This is a genomic window from Candidatus Schekmanbacteria bacterium (assembly GCA_016219965.1).
Lineage (GTDB): Bacteria > Schekmanbacteria > GWA2-38-11 > GWA2-38-11 > J061 > JACRJM01.
On sequence record JACRJM010000003.1, the window covers coordinates 420,596 to 441,011 of the forward strand.

General features: G+C 41.7%; 10 protein-coding genes and 2 tRNA genes. 4 read left to right on the forward strand and 8 right to left on the reverse strand.

The features are described 5' to 3' along the window. Window positions 1-10: 10 nt before the first annotated feature. Window positions 11-3,907 carry a magnesium chelatase subunit H gene (gene bchH / locus HZA77_04145; protein ID MBI5374602.1) on the reverse strand — a complete coding sequence of 1,299 codons (3,897 nt, stop codon included), beginning with the start codon at window positions 3,905-3,907 and terminating at the stop codon, window positions 11-13. A 403-nt stretch (window positions 3,908-4,310) separates the two neighbouring features. Here bchH and HZA77_04150 point away from each other — a divergent pair, with 403 nt between their 5' ends. Further along, complete coding sequence (locus HZA77_04150; protein ID MBI5374603.1) at window positions 4,311-5,420, forward strand: nitronate monooxygenase; 1,110 nt, start codon at window positions 4,311-4,313, stop codon at window positions 5,418-5,420. 43 nt (window positions 5,421-5,463) lie between these two features. Continuing rightward, on the forward strand, window positions 5,464-7,056 hold the full coding sequence (locus tag HZA77_04155) for a DEAD/DEAH box helicase (GenBank protein MBI5374604.1): 1,593 nt from the start codon (window positions 5,464-5,466) through the stop codon (window positions 7,054-7,056). A 166-nt stretch (window positions 7,057-7,222) separates the two neighbouring features. Here the strand turns inward: HZA77_04155 and HZA77_04160 are convergent, their stop codons facing one another. Next, window positions 7,223-9,820 (reverse strand): hypothetical protein, encoded by a 2,598-nt coding sequence (locus HZA77_04160; protein MBI5374605.1) that lies wholly within the window; start codon window positions 9,818-9,820, stop codon window positions 7,223-7,225. A gap of 394 nt (window positions 9,821-10,214) precedes the next feature. Here HZA77_04160 and HZA77_04165 point away from each other — a divergent pair, with 394 nt between their 5' ends. Next, entirely contained in the window at window positions 10,215-13,337 is a 3,123-nt protein-coding gene (locus tag HZA77_04165; protein MBI5374606.1) for a hypothetical protein, read from the forward strand. A gap of 171 nt (window positions 13,338-13,508) precedes the next feature. Here HZA77_04165 and HZA77_04170 read toward each other — a convergent pair. From HZA77_04170 to HZA77_04190, 5 genes are all read right to left on the reverse strand, one after another. Continuing rightward, window positions 13,509-13,583: transfer RNA gene (locus HZA77_04170), tRNA-Asp, on the reverse strand. A gap of 204 nt (window positions 13,584-13,787) precedes the next feature. Then, window positions 13,788-13,860 (reverse strand) — tRNA-Val (locus HZA77_04175). A gap of 98 nt (window positions 13,861-13,958) precedes the next feature. Continuing rightward, on the reverse strand, window positions 13,959-14,588 hold the full coding sequence (locus HZA77_04180) for a hypothetical protein (protein ID MBI5374607.1): 630 nt from the start codon (window positions 14,586-14,588) through the stop codon (window positions 13,959-13,961). Between the two features lie 9 nt (window positions 14,589-14,597). Next, window positions 14,598-15,911, reverse strand: coding sequence for an MFS transporter (locus HZA77_04185; GenBank protein ID MBI5374608.1), 1,314 nt, complete (start codon window positions 15,909-15,911; stop codon window positions 14,598-14,600). 121 nt (window positions 15,912-16,032) lie between these two features. Beyond that, window positions 16,033-17,340, reverse strand: a complete 1,308-nt coding sequence (locus tag HZA77_04190; protein MBI5374609.1) for a hypothetical protein — start codon at window positions 17,338-17,340, stop codon at window positions 16,033-16,035. A 506-nt stretch (window positions 17,341-17,846) separates the two neighbouring features. On the opposite strand from HZA77_04190, the gene HZA77_04195 reads away from it, so the two are divergent. Beyond that, entirely contained in the window at window positions 17,847-19,766 is a 1,920-nt protein-coding gene (locus tag HZA77_04195) for an O-antigen ligase family protein (GenBank protein MBI5374610.1), read from the forward strand. 15 nt (window positions 19,767-19,781) lie between these two features. Here HZA77_04195 and HZA77_04200 read toward each other — a convergent pair whose 3' ends face one another. Further along, on the reverse strand, window positions 19,782-20,363 hold the full coding sequence (locus tag HZA77_04200; GenBank protein MBI5374611.1) for a hypothetical protein: 582 nt from the start codon (window positions 20,361-20,363) through the stop codon (window positions 19,782-19,784). Window positions 20,364-20,416 lie beyond the last annotated feature (53 nt).

The window sequence follows — 20,416 nt, forward strand, 5'->3', positions numbered from 1 at the left end:
GCTTCTATAACTACTCCTCTATTTCTTCAATTTCCCCTTCAAGCTCAAGATATATCTGTTTCATCTTCTCTATTTCTTCGTCGCTTGCCTTCCACATGCCGCGCTGGTATGCCTCCATCAAACGCTTCATAGTGTCTTCAACAGACCAGATGTTCTCCTTCATCATTTTTTTTCGCATATCTTCATCGAAAAGATATTTTTCAGCCACCTGGCTGTAAACCCATGTGTCAACAGACTTGGTAGTGGCAGACCATCCCACAAGGTTCTGCAGTCGTTCGTTTATATTAGACACGCCGCGGTAACCGCTCTCCACCATCCCCTTCATCCATTGAGGATTAAGTATTCGCGTCCTTGCCTCAAGCTTCACCTGGCTCTGGATGTCGCGCGTTTCAATTCGCTTCCGCGTTGTATCAGGCACTACTGTGATAACCTGTTTCTTCACAGTTTCAGGCCGTTTTTTCCTTATCGTATCAACAGCCATAGAAAGCCCGCCAAGGAATTCGTAGTAATGATCAAGGTCGGTTATCCCTCTCTCATCGGTGTCGCGCACCTGTGACACTATCTCCACTGTGCTCAATACTTCTTCAAATGCAGCGACACTCGATACTCCCTGGAATGTGTCGCCATAGATGTGGCTCATGTTAGTGAGGTGCATCTTTGAAATCTCATCTTCACTTTCCCACTCAGATGTCTCAATCAGGTTTGTAACATCGGTGGCATATTTTTCGCCCGAGGGCCCGAAGATCCTCGATGCTGCCAATTTTTCTGCATTTTCCGATGGAACTCCTTTTTTGATAAGCGCCTCTTTAATCATCTGGCAGTGCTTCCTTATGAAATTCTTCTCAGGCGGCTCCGGAAGTCTTGTCACTAGACGAAATGCCTGGTCAACAAACCTTAATGTCTCCGGCAGTGTGTCGCGGAATATTCCGGAAATCTCAACCGCTACATCAAGGCGCGGTCTGCCAAGCTCTTCCAAAGGTATAGGTGCTATTGCCACTATCTGACCAATGTATGACCTTATTGGTCTTACCCCAAGGAGTGCAAATATTTCTCCCACTGTTTCACCCTGAGTCCTCATGGTTTCAAGCCCCCAGAGCACCACGCCAACGGTTTCAGGATATCCGTCAGTATCATTCATCTCCTTATATGAGTTTATGACCTGCTGTGCCACTGTTGCCCCTCTTTCACATGCAAGGGCGGTAGGGATAAGCTGAGGATTGAACTGGTACATGTTGCGTCCGGTTGGAATTACATTGGGGTCACGCACAGGATCGCCACCTACTCCTGAACTTACAAACTCCCCGCAGAAATAACGCATAAGCTGGTCGATTTCGCGGTTGTTTCCGAGCATTCCTGCAATTTTTCTTCCATACTCAAGGCTTTCCTCGAGAGATTTCAAATCATCTTTTGAAAGGCTGTTTTTTATAAATTTATTTATCCATTTTTTTAAAGGTTGCGTTGTGCTCAAACTATAACGGATCATCTCCCGTGCCTGTCTATCTATCTCATCTATTGCAGCTCCCATAAGAATGCCGCCCGACAGGACTTTTGCAGGAGTTAGTTGTCCTTCATCCCAGTCAATCCCTTTTGCATGTCCAATGATCTTTGGAACAGAGTTTATATTCCCGCGGTCATACCTTAAAATGCCCGCCACATACTCTTCAAGATCTTCACCCTTTAGCGAACGGCCAAGTATGTGATCTCCCTTTGGCATGAGATTCCCTTTGAGTTCAAAGATTCTCCCATAAAGCTGGTCTATATCAACTGTATCAGCTTCTATCTCTGCAAGATTCTGTTCCTTTGCCATTTCAAGGATGCGTTCAAGCGCCTGCTCTGCCCGCGACGCACTTGTCTGCTTCAGCGAATAGTAGTTCTGGATCTCTCCTTCAAGTTCCAGTGTTCTCTCATATAGTTTTGAATTGATAAGCGGTGGTGTCATATGGCTTAAAAGGGCAGAGCATATCCTCCTTCTTGCTATCATCCCCTCAGCAATCCCGCTTGCAAGATAGACATAAATGTTAACAAGATTGCCAATCAAGATGTCCGGAAAACAGGTTTCAGACATGGCCATCTGCTTGCCTGGCAGAAATTCAAGTGTTCCGTGAGTCCCAAGGTGGACAACTGCATCAGCTCCGTATTCACGCTCTATCCACCTGTAAAAGGCAAGATACTGGTGGTGCGGCGGAAGGGCCTGGTCATGGGTGAGCTTAGAGGTGTCCTCGTGGTAACCGCGGGCAGGTTGAAACCCTACGAAAACATTTCCGAAATGAAGGCCCGGAATGTAAAAATTATTATCATCTGCCATTATTTTCCCCGGCGCTTTTCCCCACTCAGAATTCATTCTATCCCTGCATAGTTGAGGCAGTTCATTAAACCATGGAATATATTTTTCTGCCGGCACCTTTATGCAGTGTTCTTTTACTTTTGTGAGTGTTGCCCAGTTCGCCTGGTTGATAAGATTCTTATTGTTGATAAGCCTTAGGAATTCATGCCGCGTCTTAGGAAATCCATGCACATCGTAACCCTCTTTCTGCATCCGCTCGAGTATGGCTATCAAGCTCTCAGGTGTGCTAAGGCTCGCAGCAATTCCTACACGGTCTTTTCCAGGAGGATAGTTATAAAGGATTATGGCAATTTTTTTATCCTTGTTCTTCTTGTGTCGCAGATTTACCCAGTTTGCTATGCGGGCAGATGCGCGCTCAACTCTTTCTTCTATTGGAATACTGACTCTTACAGGACGCTCTGGTGTTCCTTCCTCTTTACGGGCGGAAATAACCCTCCCCTCAATCAGACCGTCAAGCTCAGGAAGAGAAAGCGACAGTGTTGTTTCTATTGGGGTAAGCCCTGCAGGCGATTCCATCCATTCTTCAAGACTTGAAAGAGTGAGCGGCAATGACTTTATGAGCGGCACATTCATTTTTTCGCAGAAGGCAAGGCATTTTTCATAATCCCCGCCTAAAGGCCCTCCTTCAAGCCTGAAATTTAGCGTGCTTACCATGATATCTATTGTGTTTTTATCTCCCTCCATAAAAAACTCGCTCATCGCTCTGAACGCATTTGAAGCCCCGCATGCTGCAGGAAGCACTCCTACTCCTTTTTTTTCAAGATGCTCTATCAGCATTCCCACGTCAGCATTATCATTGACAATGACAGTGTCGTTGTTAGTGAGAAGCCCGACAAGGCTGAGCCTCCCCTTTCCATCCTTAAAACCCTTTTCATTAACGTAGCCGCGGTACCATTTGAGATAATCCGCAGTCGAATAAAACCGTGCAGGAGCCTTAGGGTGATAAATGAATTCCGTTGGCTCAATGCGCGGCTCGCCGAAGGTTACATCATAGTCAAAGTACTCCTTCAGGACGAAAAGGAACATGTTCATAAAATTCTCGTCCCCACCGCTGTTGCAGTATTTGTAGATCCTGACATAGTTGCCGGCATCTCTCCATTTTCCGAAGCGGAGAACTTTGAGAAGCACGTCCATCCGGTCAAAAAGAGTGCGGAATTCCCGCCTTGTCTCTCCTGAAGAAACAAGCCGCTGGAGGAAACCCAGAGCCTTTGATATTTTTGAATCCTTGGCAGAGCCCAGGTAATCTTTAAAATTAAATTTCCCCAGCGTTGTAAGGGCCATTGCCTGTGGAGTACCGGAAAGGATAATGATACTTTTTCCCATACCAAACTTCTTTATCATTTCCAATGGTTCACCTTCAAAGATCATGGAAGTAAGGATTACATCCGCTTTCTTTATGCTCTCCTCCATACGTTTCAACTGCTGAGGCGACATCCTCATCCGTCTGAAATGTAGAAAATATTCGAGTTTGACCTCCCCCTTAAAGCGCTCATCCAGTTTTTTTGCCGAATAGGCAAGGGAATGGGCAAAGGCATGGTTTCCTACGATGAAGGTAAATTGCATATATGGCATCTCCTCTTTAATTATGAGATCTCAAGAATTTGAAGAATATTATTTTACATTACACTTTGAGTCAATCAGTCTTATTTTTTATTCTCCTTCCTTATTGCAATATTTCCAGTAAATTGATGTTATGGGCTCCTGCGATTAAATTTCAAATTAAATGCTTAAATGATTGTTATATTTTTTAAATATGCTATAAGGTACTCTTAATAAATAGTAATCTGTGTGGATAGGCCTGATAAACGGATTGAAAGAGAAGGATAATTCCTATCAAATTTCATCTTCATAATGGATCTTCCATTCAGTATTCTGCTAAAGGACTTGCTTCTGGCAGAAGTTCCTTTGATTTATAAAGGGATTCTGATAAAATAGCTGCAAAGAGGCAAAAAAAAGGAAATGCGTCATGACAACAGACATTTTTGAAAAATTTAAAATAGGGGATATTGTAGCAGATATCCCAATAATTCAGGGTGGAATGGGAATAGGAGTATCCCTTTCCAAGCTTTCATCTGCGGTGGCAAATGAGGGAGGAATCGGGGTTATTGCTGCGGCAGGGATAGGAATGAATGAACCTGATTTCGCAACCAACTTCTTAGAAGCAAATATCAGGGCGCTTAGAAATGAAATAAGAAAAGCCCGTGAGTTAACAAAAGGAATTTTAAGCGTAAACATTATGGTTGCCCTTTCAAACTTCGCAGATATGGCGAGAACAGCCATTGAAGAGGGAATAGACATTATCTTTTCGGGTGCAGGACTTCCGTTGAACCTGCCAAGCTTTCTTAAAGACGGGTGCAAAACCAAGCTTGTTCCCATAGTTTCCTCGGCAAGGGCAACAGCTCTTATCGCAAAACGATGGGCGGAAAAACATAACTACATTCCCGATGCTTTTGTCGTTGAAGGACCCCTTGCAGGCGGCCATCTTGGTTTCAAGAATGAACAGATAGATGACCCCCAGTTTGAACTTGAAAAAATTATCCCTGAAGTCATAAAAGAGGTAAGAGCGCTGGAGATAAAGTACAACAAGCGGATCCCGGTAATTGCTGCCGGAGGCATTTATACAGGAGAAGACATTTACAGGTTCATTCAATTGGGAGCTGACGCAGTACAGATGGCAACCCGCTTTGTCACTACTCACGAGTGCGATGCATCTTTAAAATTCAAACAGGCTTACATTGATTCCACAGAAGAGGACATAGTAATAATCAAAAGTCCTGTGGGGCTACCAGCAAGGGCAATAAAGAACAAGTTTATAGAAGAAGTCATTGATGGGAAAAAAATCCCGTATAAATGCCCTTATCACTGCATCATTACCTGTGATTATAAGAACAGTCCATACTGCATCTGCATGGTGCTCATAAATGCACAGAGGGGATATCTCAACCATGGATGTGCATTTGCCGGCCACAACGCTTACAGGACAACTGAAATAGTTTCAGTCAAGGAACTTATCAACTCCCTTAAAAAAGAGTATGAGCAAGCCGGATTAGAAGAGCATCAGCATGCCGCAAAGTAAATCTCCAGTGCGGCACCATTCCTTAGAAGAAGCAAAACCCGTCATGAAAATTTTAGGATTCAATGACATCACTCTTTCGCGGGAAATAAGAAAAGCCATTGAAGATATGGGGTTTGAAGAGGCTACACCAATCCAGGCGCAATCAATCCCAATTCTTCTTCAAGGAAAAGATGTCATAGGCCAGGCGCAGACCGGCACCGGCAAGACCGCTGCCTTCGGAATACCGATATTGGAGATGGTTGAATCTGAATCAAAAAAAACACAGGCTATCATACTCTGTCCGACCAGGGAATTGGCAGTCCAGGTTGCGGAAGAAATGAAAAAGATAGCACGTTATAAAAAAGGGATCGAGATTCTTCCTATCTATGGCGGCCAGCCTATAGACCGCCAGATAAAGGGATTAAAGAGAGGCGTGCAGATAATTATCGGGACTCCGGGGCGAGTCATGGACCATATGGAGCGCCGCACCCTCAAAATGGAGAACGTTAAGATAGTCGTCCTTGATGAAGCTGATGAGATGCTCGACATGGGATTCAGGGAAGACATAGAAACAATACTTAAAAAAGTGCCTACTGAAAGACAGACGGTTCTTTTCTCTGCAACCATGCCAAAGTCTATCCTCGATTTAACACACAGATTTCAAAAGAACCCGCAGTTCATCAAGGTTGTGCACAAAGAACTGACTGTACCGAGCATAGAGCAGTTCTACCTTGAGGTAAAAGAGCATTCAAAGGCTGAAATACTTGCACGTCTCATTGATGCCTATAATCTCAAGCTTTCTCTCGTATTCTGCAACACCAAGAGAAAGGTGGATGAACTAGCAGGAAGTCTCCAGGCAAGGGGTTATTCGGCAGAGGGTCTCCACGGTGACATGAACCAGTCTCAAAGGGACAGGGTTATGGCCAAATTCAGAAAAGGGATTGTTGAAATCCTCGTTGCAACTGACGTGGCAGCACGCGGGATTGATGTGGAAGACATAGAAGCGGTCTTCAACTACGATGTGCCGCAGGATGAAGAATATTATGTACACAGGATAGGGAGAACAGGACGCGCAGGAAAAACAGGGCGCGCATTCACATTGGCTGTGGGGAGAGACACTTATAAGATAAGAGACATACAGAAGTACGCAAACACCAAGATAAAGTCCTTAAAGGTCCCGTCAGTGACCGATGTGGAAGAAAGAAAAACCGGCAAATTGCTTGAGCAGGTAAAAAATACAATCAACGAAGGTCATCTTGGGAAATATGTCCATTTAGTAGAAGGGCTTCTGGAGGAGGACTACACTTCTCTTGATGTTGCAGCAGGCCTGCTTAAAGTTCTTATGGGTGAAGAAAACAAAGAAAAACCACGTCCATCATCGCGGGAAGAAAAATTTGGTGATACAGGAGCTTCTCATGGAATGGTTAGGCTCTTTATAAATGCAGGCAAAAACCAGAAGGTACGGCCAGGTGATATTTTAGGAAGCATTGCAGGCGAAACAGGAATCCCCGGAGAAGAAGTGGGTGCAATTGATATCTACGATAAATTTTCCTTTGTCGAAGTTCCTGAAGAATACGCAAATGATGTAATCTCAGGCATGAAAGGGAAACAGATAAAGGGTATAAAAATCAGCATTGAACCAGCGGGAAAAAAATAGGCATCACCTGAATACGTATTCAACATTATTCCAGCAATTAACTTACTATTCACCTTCCTTTGAATAAAAAACCCTTCAGCCTAATAAAAACTGAAGGGTTGTATTGAAACTATATTGGCAGACTAACTTGTCCGTTTTTTAGACTAATGTTAAGCATTGTCATCTGCTAGGGCATCGGGCCATAAGGGATGACATTGTTGGTATCATCTGCGTCAGGTAGTTTGTCATCAGCATCAACAACTCCTATGACATACATACCGGAAGCATTTACTCCTTTCGGCAGATTAATTTTTATACTTTGATTCATGCTTTTGCCTGCCTTCAGACTTTTGATTTTGTAAGTTTTAAGCAATTTATCAACCCCTTCATCAACTGTGGCGTCACTTGAAAGATATATGGCAAGCCCAGTTTTAGGAATTGTTATATTGCTCTCATTTTTCACTATAAAAATTCCATTCAATCTGTATCTTGCCGGTTTGATCGATATGCGGGTCTGCTTCAGTTTCTTCCATTCACCAGTTGCATCAACCTGCGTGCCGGCCTGTGTTATAGTAAACGTGTAACCGGCGATAGTCATTGTACCGCTTCGGCCATTGTTACTGCTATTTGTATCCACGGTATATTTGACTGTCCCATTCCCTGTCCCGCTTGAACCTGATGTTATAGTGATCCAGCTATCATTACTGATTGCCGTCCAGGCGCAACCGTTTCCTGCTGTAACCTTAACGTTTCCGGAGCTGCTAAGTGCTGAAAGCGAAATGCTTGCCGGATCTATGGAGTATGTGCACCCGCCGTCTGATGCGACATTGATGGAAACTGTACCCAGATTGGAATCTGTCTGGCCGTCATTGGCTGCGAATGTGAAAAAGTCGCCCCCAGTATAACCGTCTTCAGGATAATATGTTGCAGCTGTACCTGATAATCCTACTGAGCCATGACCTGCCTGAGAAACAATACGAAGAGTTAATGAATCTCCGTCTTTATCAGTTGCATTCAAAGGAATTGCCAGCGGCACTCCTGAAGTTGAGGTTGTGACATCGCTTACAACCGGTGCACGGTTGGAGTTAGCGTTTTCACTTCCGGGGCCTTTGTGACATGTGTAACATCCGATCTGAAAACCTCTCCAGAATAAATTAGTTTTGTTAAAAGCATTAATTGAGCGGTCAGCCTGTGAACGGGACAATACTGTTCCGCGATAATCCAATCCGTGACAGTCACGGCATTGGGCAGCACCGCTTCCCTCAACTTTATCAGGATGACTATTTACCCATGATTTGCCGACAGGATGCATTCCATGAGGTCCGCCGCTTACTGTATTAGGCACTGTAGCATGACATGAGTCGCACTCTATCAGCATTCCAACATGTCCCTGGTGCTGGGTACTGGCAATATTGTCGTTATTATGTGAACTTGGAAATTCAGCATGAGTTGAACCATGACAGGCTTCACACTTTAGACCGCCGTGTCCGCTTGAATAACGATATAAAGACAGTCCTGTAGCTGGCGTATCCTGATTGGTTGCAAATGTCTGGTTAACAGCATCACGCATATTCCCCGGAGTGTCAAACACTGATGTATAGCGGATCTCACCATTATTTTGCACCGCTGTACCGGTGTGACAATTCTGGCAGTTAGGTTCGTTTAACCAGCCTGTGCGCGTTGAAGCGCCGACATCACTCATAGAACCATGGCAATTCTGGCACTGCATAAGCATAGAGCCGTCAGATGCTACGGCCTTTCCCATCGCTCCGCGCAGACAACGAGTGGTAGATCCTGGGTGGCACCTGTAACAGGCAGAGCGGTCGTCGCTGGAATTAAGTGATATGCTGTTTGTAGGATCAATAACATGCGCATGAAAATAGTGAACATCTTCCGTTAAAGGGTTGATTCCAGTAATACCGGAACCCGGTAATGCTTCCGACTTGTGGCAGGCAGCGCAAAGAATAGGAATGCTATCCGTTACAACCGTAGCATAAAGGCCTGAGGCATTATAACCTTTAGTTGTAAGGGCATTCTGAAAATCTGTGTTTGCAGCCTGGCGCTCATCATGGAGCCTTAAGATGTTAAGCCTGTAATCGCGGGTTGGGTCAGGGTCATTTACCCAGCCGGCTGCTGGTTGGGCATCAGGACCCGACAAGGAACTGTGGCATGCACTGCAATCCATCTCGTCTGAAACTGGCAAAACTATATCACTTGTGGCAAGGGTCGTACTTCCCTGTTTTGCTGTTATGCGCATCATTGGATATGCATTTTTATTCATAGCATCATCATATGGAGTAATCGGAATCCCATATGCTGCAAACCAATTTTCACTGCTTTCAAAAGCCATGGACTGCGGAGTGTTTCCTGTCCCCGGCATAGAATACGAAGCAGGACCCGGCACAGGAAGTCCAACATCAGCAGACAGCGAAACCCCAAACAGCGGCAATACATAGTCCCAGAAATTGGTTTTGCCGACCGATGTTTTGTTAATAGATCCATCCGGATCTGCAACAGCTTCATAGGTAACTGTAATCCCTGTGTCGCTTGTTACTAACTTCCCGCTCGAATCAATGAGCTGTGCGTTTATCACATTATAGGGAGGTAAAATCGAAAATACCGAAAAGTCACTGTCCATGCAGTGCATGCCAAGATTGTTCCAGCCTACAATTGTCCAGTTTGTAACTGCAAGCTCCTGAGCAGATAGGACGTTAATCAGGGTCAATAGGATGACAAAACTGATCGTAAGAGTAAAAAACACTTTCCACAGTTTTTTTCTTTTCATGGTCGGTCTCCTTCTCAAGAAATGTCATCATATGAAAATCAGCAATCAGGTTTGAATAAGTTCAATGATGATTAATATAGGTATAAACAAAAGTAATTCAAGAGTAGGAACCAAAAATCATTTATATCAATGCATCCTACTTTAGAACTTCATACATATATCTTCTTGACAACATCTGCTTTCTTTTTATTTTAACTGATATCAAACACAACATATACAACCTACACATTTATCTTACGCAAATTAAAGAACCGGTAAAATTTTAATAAAGAATCCCACATGATTAATATTCTTTATTTACTACCTACCTTTAGTAGTCACCTGACCAGAGTTAAACTGATGATGCCGCACGTTAACGGTCTGAGTAATAATCTTAAAGATGGGGGGACTGATCATGAAGATATCCAAGTTGTTAAAAAAAAGACCAATGCTTTTTTCTGGACTACTCCTGTTATATCTTATTTTGCCAATCTTCTTTGCAGTTAAACCTGCAAGTGCAGCAGTTGATAAAGTCATATGCGTGCCCTGGCAGGGGAATATTGCAAAATACCATACAACGTGGAACGGACTTAACGTAACTCTAAAAGGAGTAATCAAAACAACCACTACGTCAACAATATGGTATAGATGGAACTATGGAGATGGAAGTCCCACCACAGCAGTTTCTTCTCTCTCCGGCAAAATAAGGTACACTGTTGAAACCCAACATACTTACTCTGGCACTGAAGGAACACCATTTACAGCCCAGTTGCTGGTTGACGATGTTGACAACTCAATGACCCATGCTGTTTCTGACAATTATCTTGTCAAAATAGAGACTCAAAATCTTGACTCCAAGATCAACGTAGCCATTGACAACGGGCTTTGGTATCTCTACAAGTCCGGAGGTGAAAGTTCCTATTACCATTCTTATGACGGATCTCCTGTTATGGTATGGTCCTACAGCAGTTATTATGCATCACCGACCGCCTCAGCTGTGCAAGCCTTTGAAATCAATGGTCACAAGGAGACCGGGGATTTTGATGAGGATCCTTATGCCGAGTACGTTCAACTGGGACTTAACTGGCTCTTCAACGGTTACTATTACAGCACCAGCTATCCAATGCTCCAGTCTGTAGGTATTGGACTGCAACATGGTGAAAATCCTGACAGCAGGCCAAACGGAAAAGGCATAGAATGCCGTGATTATGGATACCGTCCGATTTATCAGGGGGGAATGGTAATGGATGCCATCATCTCCTCTGGCACACCGGATGCTGATTCGGGACGTGATTTTGATGGTGACGGTAAAACCGAAACTTACCGGGAAATTGTACAGGATATGATAGATATGTACGCGTGGGGCCAGTATGATGACATATCTTATGGCGGCTGGCGTTACAACTGGAATGATTGGCCTGACAACTCTGCCTGTCAGTGGGCTGCAATCGGCATGATACCTGCACAGGAATCCCCATGGAATTGCACTGTGCCAAGCTGGGTAAAGACATATGATGATGGATGGCTCAACTACAGCCACTATCAGTGGAACTGGGACGGAACACAAAATCTATGGGGCGGGTTCGGCTATACCGGACCGACCTGGGGAGATGCACTCACCCCCTCTGGCATGGTCCAGCTTAGTTTTGTAGGGGCAACTACAGACGATCCGAGATGGATCCGCTGCGAACGCTGGTTCGCCGACAACTGGAAAGATGTCAATAGAGACTGGCTTGATCAAAATAATGTCTACGCCTATTACGCTTTCGCAAAAGCGATGAGGCTTGCAAAGCCAAATCCAGTAGTTATCTTCTCTCAGGGCGGCATTTTTAATGGACTTGACTGGTATCGCGGCAGCGGGGCAACGATGGGCCTGGCAGAGAAGATATCCAGCCAGCTGATTGCCAGCAGCTACTGGGATTACTATGGTGCCAACCTTGGAACCGCCTGGTGTGTGATTATTTTGAAACCTGTTCTATTCGCTGAAGCACCAGTCGCGTGCTTTGATGCCGATCCCAATCCGAGCTATCCTGATGCCTCTATCTCCTTTGATCCATCCTGTTCTGGTCACTCCGAATCAGGAAAGGATATTAGCAATCTGGTTTTGTTCGAATGGGACTGGGACAACGACGGCGTGTATGATGCCACGACTACTTCTCCAAATATAATAACACACACTTTTAGCTGTTCGTCAGTACCTTGCGTATACCCTGTAACGCTGCGTGTTACAGATGACAGCGGACCTCCGCGAACAGCTAACTATGTGCAGGATATTCAAATTACCAATCCTCCTCATCCGCCGGTGGCGAGTCTGAAAGGACCTTATATGGTTTCGCTCTGTGAGGGAGATTCGCTAATCCTTGATGGTTCCGACTCCTACGACCCGGATGAAGGTCAGCATGAGGCGGGATGCCCCGATTGTCCTGACGACACGATTATATCCTATGAATGGGACCTGCTTGGAGCTCCGTGGGACTTCGATAATGAGATTACTGTAACCGGTACCTTGGATTTGGGAAGCGGCTTTACTGAATTCATGCCGGAATCAGGAGCCTATGATACAGGCTTGAGAGTGACTGACAATACTGAAAACGCCTACCCGGGAAGCGAAGAGCCTAATCTGACCAACGATGATTTCGCTGTAGTAGATGTTTACAATGCAGGACCATGTGATATTACAGCTACAGCCCTTTGCCAGGCAGTATCGCTCGTGTGGGACGATGTAGGGGCTGACTATTATGTGGTCTACATGAGTACGACCGGTCCGAATCTCGGGTTTGCAGACGTAGAGACAACAACAGCGACCAGCAAAATAATGGGAAGCTTCGTGATGAATGCCAATACCTGGTTCAGGGTGATGGCAGTTACCGGTCAAAACAAAAGTCTGAGCAAAGCTGTGGCAATCTGGGGCGATCCAACTCTTTGCAACCCTACAGCTGATGCCGGCGGTCCTTACGAGGTCTGTCTTGGTGATTCTGTTACTTTAGATGGCTCTGCCTCAACAGCGCTTGTTGGAACAATCGTGGCCTGGGATTGGGATCTTGATGATGATGGTGATTTTGACGATGCCTTTGGTGAAACAGTCAATTGGACTCCATCAATTCAAGGGACATACCCAATAGGTCTAATGGTGACATCATCGGATTCGCTTGAATTGACCAATGCGATAACCACAACAGTTGAAGTTTCCAAGTGCCTGGTAGATTTGGCGCTGGATATCTGCCCAATTGCTTTCCCCAACAAAGTTTCTTTCCGCAAAAACTGGGGACTCTCTGTTGGAGTTTTAGGGAGTCGTGACTTTGACGTAACAACTCTGAATTGGCCTACTGTGAAGTTCGGAAAGACGGGAACAGAAGCCAGTCCTATGCGTGCACCAATTTTCAGGGATTTTAACAGGGACGGAAACCTTGATGCCATTTACATGTTCATAATGAACAAGTGCGGCTTTGCGATGGGCAACACCCAGGGTATTCTGACAGGCAAACTTAACGATGGGACTGAAGCAAGTGGAAGTGATTCGGTTAAGATTATTTATTAGAATATTGAGCAATAAAACAAATCGAACAATTGTTGTAACAGTGATGAGAAATCACTAATCAGTGGCAGGGTCAGCAATGGCCCTGCTTTTTTATATTCCATCCATTTGGTTTAACAAGTCTTACTCAATAAAAAAGCAGACAGGTTTTTCTTAAACTCTGTCTGCTTTAAACGGGAGCGACGGGATTCGAACCCGCGACCTCCGACGTGACAGGCCGGCGTTCTAAACCAGCTGAACTACGCCCCCTGAAAAATAATAATGCGTTTACTTAAACTACATTTAATAAAAAGTCAATTGCAGCCTTATTGCAGATGCAAGATTTACCATCAGACAAGGAAGCAATCGGTGAGCAACCCGGAGTATACAGAATCTAAACGTCGCATGAAACCCGCAACTTAAAGCTGCATACCCAAAAAAATTTTGCTTCTAAACATACTACTGTATTACCAATGGGCAGGACAGGGATCGAACCTGCGACATTCGGCTTGTAAGGCCGACGCTCTCCCAGCTGAGCTACCCGCCCCTAATGAAGAATATATTTTGTAAAGGATTGGGAATAGTTTGTCAAGGCTATAAAAGAAACCTCTAACTTCCAGGAACCCTTGTCTTGTTATCGTCCTGTCAGGCACCTACCGGGCATTCACTTATGCATTTTGAACAGGCACGGCAAAGGCCCAGGTTAACTGTCTTTGTTTGCCGAGGATTCTGTGGACATACCTCCACACATTTGTCGCAGGAGGTACATCCATTTGTCCTGGATGAGTTTCTAGAGAGTAAACCACCGGCCCCGGTAAGTGCAGTTATAAAAAGCCGGGGGCCAAATTCAGGGTGCACAAGAAGGCCAAAGGGGCTTAGCGTTCCAAGCCCTGCGTTTGCTGCGAGCTTTGGAAGGTTGATTCTCGGAGAAAGAGGATATAAGGCTTTGCCATTTATCCCCTCTTTTGCAAGTAGTTTGTTAAGCCTGTAAATGAACATTTTTGTATCTTCAAAGACCACCGGGTCAAAACTGTGTGCTTTCCATTTGTGAAGGAAAACGTATGTTCCGTCAATCTCTCCTATATCATCAACATTTTTCTTAACATATTCACTGATCTTGTCTGAAGGAGTATAAAGCTTCCTCAACGGCCTCATCAGAAACCTACGCGGGTTTCTTCTCAGGAGAATGATTGATGGCATGAGATTGCCGAAAAATTCAATCTTCTTCTCGTCGGTTGATGCTTCAATAAAATTGTAATCAGAGTTTTCCGACATAGTGTCACCTCAATGGGATTTCTTAGCCAGATAGTCTTTTTCCTCAGTAGAGGCTTTTTTCCAGGTTATCAACGCATAAATTGCTACAAGCAGATTTGCAGCTCCATTAAGTACATATGGCATTGAGTGACCCATATGGTCAAAGAGAAATCCACCAGCTTGAAGAAAGAACATTATACCTAAAGCTGCGGCTGTATGATAACCTCCGAGCAATGAGCCTATAAGATTTCTCGGAGCAATGTCAGAAGTCAATGTAGAAGACCCGACACCGGCACCATTAACACCAAGAGCAAATATAATAATACATAGCTTCATCCATATTGAAAAAGGATTATTAACAAAAAATAATAGCATAAAACCTGACCCTGCCAGAGTAAGCCCTAATATGAGGATTTTTAATCTTCCCCATTTTTCTACAAGATAACCCCAGGCAGGATAACAAAGAAGACCTATTATGCTTGCCATGGCAATAGTAAGTCCGCCTTCCGCCATTGCCTGCATAGGTGTCCTTCCGAATTCTTTTGCAACCTTTATAACCCAGACCATTGTGAACATTCCAAGTATAATTACATCAGCTCTTGACGCAAACGCAGCAGAAAATGTTATTCTAAGACAGGGGCTGTTTTTAACTATTCCGAATATTTGTTGCCAGGCAACCTTTTCCTTTTTCTTCACCTCTATAATATCAACAAGACCAAACATAGAAACTATTGACGCGACAATTCCAATAGCAAATGTTAACAAAAATACAGGCTGCAAACCTATGCTCTTGGGAAGACGCACTACAAAAGAATTGATAAATAGCGCTGCCAATACAAACATAAAACCCATAAGCGCCATTGCTTTTCCCCGACCTGTTGTGTATGTATAATCAGTAATAAGAGACTGTACCTGTGGCCAGACAAATAACAGCGAAAAACCTATAAGAGTCCTGAATACATAAACAGGTATAAGCTGCTGTTCTATTCCAAGTTTCTCCGCCACAATATGAGATGAACCAAAGCATACTATAAATATTCCGCCAAAAATCAAACCTGTAACAAGAAGCTTTTTCCTGCCAACTTTATCTGAAAAAACACCTATTGCTCCGACCAGTAAAATAATCATTATTTCCACAATTACTGAAAGGGAGGCATTGATCTTACCAAGATGCTGTCTGCTTATACCAATTACCTCCTGAAGGTAAAGTGGCTGCAACGCTACAGGAAGCATATTCAAGAACATTCCAATGAAAGACATAGCAAAAAGAATAACAACATTTGTCTTTGTCACGTTCTCTCTAAACGGGATTCCCAAGACTACAGTTTGCTTTTCTGAAGACATACTCACTCCTTTTTAAAAAAGCTCCGTTTTATTAAGATGTTTCATTATCATTCAATAATAAAAAGTGTAAAGAACATTTGGAACATGTGTAAAGAAAATAGCTTTCAGAATTTAATGAGGGCTATTTTGCTTGGAGCATTCCACCGTACTTATACTTTTTACTTTGAGATGTACCGTATTTTTTAACAACCTGGCCTGCAATTTGACTATCTTTCCATAAATTGAGATTTTCAGTAAGAATTGTTATTCTCGCATTGGTTTGCACCTCTTCATTGGTCAGGGCGTTGCCGCTATCGGTATCTATAATCATAAGTGGATTCCCCGCTGATTTAGAAGAGGTCAAAAAATATTTTCCATCAAAAATGGCAAAATTTATTTTAGCAACCTGTTTTTTATTATTATCACTGAAAAAGCAATGCCACGAATACACTGTTTTTGAAATAGATCCGCTGTTTATTAACAAATTGATGTCGCTCGCGGTTAGCACATTAAATATACTGGAAACACTGAAAGGGAAATCCTCAAAAATCCTGCCAGTTTTCCCTAGTTCAAATAAAACAAAAGGCACATTAACATACGAGTATGTAAGCTCCCCTGTTTTATCCGGAAGATCTCCATCAAGAGAAGTAAATGCCACTCTTATTTTTGAAGAATTTGTATTGGACTGCTTCAGACTTTCGAGGAGATAAATTATTTCGTTTTCTAAAGCTTTTGTATATTCTTTATTATTTTCAGCAAAATCTCCTTTTTTGTTATAAAGTAGAGGCGGATAATGGACCCACACAAAAATATTACTGCTGTGGTTCTTGTTAATCCCATCAATTACGAGATTTGAAAGATACCTAAATGAATCTTTGAACCCTTCCGTAGGAACAACACCACGTTTAAATGGAGGAAGCAGTGATAAATCAAAAAAGGTTGTCAGCTCATCCGAAGGTTCAATCATATCGCGAAATGAAATAAAAAGTATTTCATAGCCATTTCTTTTTAATGCAGAAATATTTGTTGCGTCTGATCTGACAGCATATTTCGCACTCATAATGGAGTTTATGTTGTCTGTCAGATTTGTTGACGGAGTTATCGCTTCTCTAAAAACATAAGTCCCCCACCCTCGTAGATCTTGTTTCTGATTTTCATAAAAAATCATTTTCTTAGGTGAAATATTTTCACCTGTTATAAGCAAAATTATTTTTTTGTCCTTATTTTCCGGTGCATTAAACGAGACATTTTCTATAATGCCATAACCGGCAAAATATAATATTATTGCTGAAAAAATAGTTGCAGGTATAAAAAATCGCCTTTGTCTACTTTGGCTAACTGAGAAAGCCTCATAAAATATCAATAATAAGATTGAGACCATAAGAAAAAAGAAAATTAACATATCACTTATACTTAAGGAGGTGTATAGATAACGCGCCCGGATAATCATAAAGAACTTGCGTGGCAAAAAAACCAGCAGAGCTGACAATAAAGCGATTATATCAATTTCTATCTGAAAATTTTTGTTAAATCTTTCAGAAGTCTTTTGTGAGTTAATAAAATTTCTGATGAGATATAGAAAACAAGCTATAATAAGTGAACACACCGAATAAAAAAGAGTAAATTTTAGTAAAATAAAAAGTTTAGTGAAAGACACTTCCCTGAATGGAGAAAATACAAAACAGCTGTTCTTTTCTTTTTCCAGAAAAAAATTTAATACCCCAAAAATAAGAAAAAAAATCCCCCATGCAAATAAAGAAGCTAAAAAGCGTATTTTCTTATAAGATGCTTTATCTCTTAATTCCGGAGACAGCAGTTCTTTTATTTTTGAAATAATTATAGATGCAACAGAAAATTTTTCATGTGTAACTATATGCTTGATGAGGCTTGCAACTGTAAGCAAAACTAATATAGTTTTTGCAAATAACATTAAATTCATGTTTCCAGCTCATTGTAATGGACGACATCAAAAAAAAGCTGAGGCAAAAAAAAATAGTTACTTATAATCAGCTATCTGGCTGGCTAGTTATCATAATGTTTCTATTTTTACCTTTCCTTTTTTTCCCTAATACACTGGAGCTTCATTTTGTCGCAAAAAAAGCCTTGTTTTACATAATAGTTTTTAATCTTTTAATAATTTCAGTTATACAGATTCTGAAAGGGAAAAGGGATTTTTTCAGAACACCGCTTGACATATGGTTTGCCATATTTTTTCTGTTATCCATTATTTCTGGTATCAATGCAATTAACAAAACTGAGTTTTTAAGCTCAGTTCAATATATTTTTTTCCTAATCGCCCTATATTATGTAACAATATATTTCTTCCCCAAAGAAAAACTCAACACCATAATTACAGTATTAATACATTCAGCCTCTATTATTTCAATTATAGCCATCTTCCAGGCGTTGAATGCAGATGATTTTACTTTACAGGAAACAGTTACTGCAACTTTTGGCCATTCTAATCTTCTAGCTCAGTATCTTATAGCAATTTTTCCTTTATCGCTATGCAGGAGCATAGAAGCTCGTAAAAAATATTCTACAATTTACCTTATTGAAACACCTGTTATATTTTCAGCCATAATGCTCACATATTGCAGAGGAGCATGGATAGGCACATTAAGTTCTATTGTGCTTGTATGTGTATTGCTTTTGACTTCTACAGAAACAAAAAAATACTTTTCAATTGGATCATTTCTCTTAATAGTGACAGGACTTTTTCTAATAAGCATACCTATAATTCTTCAAAATACAGGTGTAATACAATCTTTGGTGATTAACAATTCAGACCTTAAAGAAAATAACCCAGACGAATCATACGCAGTAAAGTCTAAAGTAAAAACTTTGGAACAAAGAAAAGAAATATGGGAAACAACTATAAAAATGATTTCAGATAGTCCACTGGTTGGAGTCGGATCTGGTAATTTCCAAATAGTTATCCCTAAATATCGTGAGCCACATGATGTAAATAAGGAATCCGTTATAAAATGGGCTCACAATGATTTGCTTGAAATCGCTGCTGAATCTGGAATTCCTTCTGCAATTATATTTGTATTTATATTCATAACCGCCCTATGGGTATTTTTAAAAAACCGCCATTTATATGGGGAATATTCGGTACCATTTATATCTCTCGGAGCTTCTTTTGTCGCAACTTTTGTTCATTCGCAGACAAGTTTCAATCTTTATCAGGCAACATCTGCAACTATCTTTTTTTTCTCATTGGCAATAATTTGTAACTTCAAGAGAATTGATTCCAGAAATGCCGAACCTTCAATTGTTATTAAAAAAAATGATTTTCTTATTGCCTTAGTCTTTTTTTTAATCAGCCTGCTTTTCTTTGTAAAGCCAGTCTTAGCTGAATTATACTACGTCAAAGCTGCAAAAGCGTCTAAAGAGGGAAACTGGCAAAATTGCATGCAAAATATTAATGAGAGTATTCGCTATAATAACAGTGAGGCAAAGTACTTTTATACTGCAGCACTCGGTTCATTCCGACTTGCAAACTATAGTAATGCTGTCATTTTTTCAAAAAAAGCCAGTAATCTTACCCCATACATTCCTGAAACTTATAAGATTTTGATATTTTCTCTTAATGAAATGGGTAATAAAAATTATAAAGAAGGAAATCTTGATAAGGCAATTGTTTACTATAGGAATTCAATTGAATTTTTTGAAAAGGTATTTCTACTACCGTTATCGAAAAGGAATATAAAAGTTTACTCTAAGCTCACAGGAATTACCTATTACAATCTCGGAAACTGCCTATTAAAAAAGGGAGATTTTAAAGGGGCTCTCGCCTCCTATAAAACCTCCCTTAAATTTTCTCCTACTTACCAACCTTCAATACTTAAATTGCAAGAAGTTATGTCATAGCCAGGATGATATTTCTTACTTCAATTTGCTGCCATAATTACTCTTGTAAGGATTAACCTTTGCAAATGCCTTTGCAAAGTTCCCAACGAGCGCTACATCACTTGAAGGTTCCATATTTCCATTATTACGCTCTCGTGTAACCTTTATAGTGTCAATAGCAGAGAGGTTGTGCGCATTAGAGTTCCCTTTATCATCTTCCAGATTATTTGGCTTGAAGGTTACAAAGCTTCTTCCTTTGTCACTCCAATCTGTATTGAATGCTCCGGTGCTGAAAACATAATCATCTTTTGTAAAAAACCATCCTTCATAAAAATGAGGATCAGTATATGATGCAGCAGGAAAGATTGTTGGAAGTCTTTTTACGTTCAATTTCATGTTTGCCTTGTTTTTCTTTGCATCATAGATTATTTTTGCTTCTCCTGATGCTTTTTTATCATGGGCGCCTTTCGCTGAAACGAGTTTGACAGAAACATGACCTTTTGCTTTTCCTTTATTCCCTTTATTTGAGTTTAAAGCACTAAAGGATGCAATTGAGAAAAGTCCGATAAGAAAAAAAACAAAGAAACTAAATATAACATTATTCTTCTTGTAATTCATTTTTTACTCCTCCTTTTATATATTATAAGACTAATGACTTAGACTTTTACTGT